The sequence below is a fragment of the Deinococcus pimensis DSM 21231 genome, from assembly GCF_000519345.1.
Classification (GTDB): domain Bacteria; phylum Deinococcota; class Deinococci; order Deinococcales; family Deinococcaceae; genus Deinococcus_A; species Deinococcus_A pimensis.
Window position 1 is genome coordinate 37124 of the sequence record NZ_KI912631.1, and the last position, 1396, is coordinate 38519.

Here is a 1396-nt window from a genome sequence, read left to right on the forward strand (position 1 = left end):
AAGGGGGCAGCAGCACCGTGTCGATCACGTGGATCACGCCGTTCGACGCCCCCACGTCCACCGCCGTCACGCGCGCGTCGTTGATGCGCACCGCGCCGCCCGACACGCTCACCCGCACGGGAGAGCCCTCCACCGTCGTCGCGCTCGTCAGACGCACCACCTGCTGCGACGTCACGCGGCCCGGCACCACGTGATACGTCAGCACCCGCGTCAGCGCCGCCCGGTCGTTCAGGAGCGCGTCGAGCTGATCACGCGGGATCTTCGCGAACGCCGCGTTCGTCGGCGCGAACACCGTGAACGGCCCCGCGCCGTTCAGCGTGTCCACCAGCCCCGCCGCCTGCACCGCCGCGAGCAGCGTGCTGAAGTTCGGATCGCTCGCGACGATCCCCGCGATCGTCGGACGAGACGCCGTACCCGACCCACCCCCCGCGAACGCGACGGTGGAACCCAGAAGAAGACCGGAAAGAAGCAGCTTGACGGTACGCATGAAGCACCTCGCATGAAGGGAAAGGAACGCGCGCTCCACCTGAGCGCCGCCCGCATGGTGCCCCGGACGGAGGGGCCCACAACGTGCCAAATCCCGCCCTCCCGCGAGGAACGTGCGCTGCGCTGCCAATCAATCGTGACCGGGCGCCAGGTCCGCCGTGAAGTCCCGCACCAGCCCCGCCACGAGCGCCGCGCTCGGATACCAGAAGGCATGCGCGCCCGGCGCCCGCTCCTCGCGCACGTCGGGCAGCAGACGGCAGAGCGTGCGCACCGCGTCCCGCCGGATCGCCGGATCGTTCTCCCCTCGCACCACCAGCGTGGGCGAGCGCACCAGCGGCAGCAGCGGCGACGTGAGGTGATGACGCTGATCCGCCGCGATCCGCACGATGTTCAGCGGCCCGCACCGCGCGTACGACGCCCACACCCGCGCCAGCAGCCCCGGCCGCTCCCTCGGCGCGTCCACCGCCAGCCGCGCGAGCTGCAGCGTCAGCACCGGATTGTCCGGCACGCCCGTCGGCGCGAGCAGCACCAGCCGCGACACCAGCTCACCCGAGCGCGCCGCCAGATCGATCGCCACCTCCCCCCCCAGCGAATGCCCCAGCACCACCGCGTCCGTCAGGCCCACCTCCCGCATCCACGCCGCCAGATGATCCGTGAGCCGCGAGATCCTGAGGCCCCCCGGCGGCGCGTCCCCGCTGCGTCCATGCGACGGCGGATCGTACGACCACACCCGGAAGTGCGGCGCGAGCGCGTCCGCCAGACGGTCGTACACGAACGCCGCGCAGCCGATCCCCGGCACGATCACCAGATCCCTTCCCTCCCCGCGCACCAGCGCGTGCGTCACGACCCCCCGCACCACCCGCACGTCCGAGCGTGTCCCGGGGGCGGGAGGCGGCGTGCGCCGGGCAGG

The 1396-nt window shown here is 72.8% G+C and carries 2 protein-coding genes; both read right to left on the reverse strand.

Translation table 11 applies throughout. The annotated features are described in order from the left end of the window. On the reverse strand, window positions 1-487 hold a 487-nt coding region (locus tag DEIPI_RS28450), incomplete at its 3' end, for a fasciclin domain-containing protein (protein WP_084473954.1). Between the two features lie 129 nt (window positions 488-616). Next, window positions 617-1396: alpha/beta fold hydrolase (locus tag DEIPI_RS28455; RefSeq protein ID WP_211238238.1), on the reverse strand; the 780-nt coding region annotated here is incomplete at its 5' end.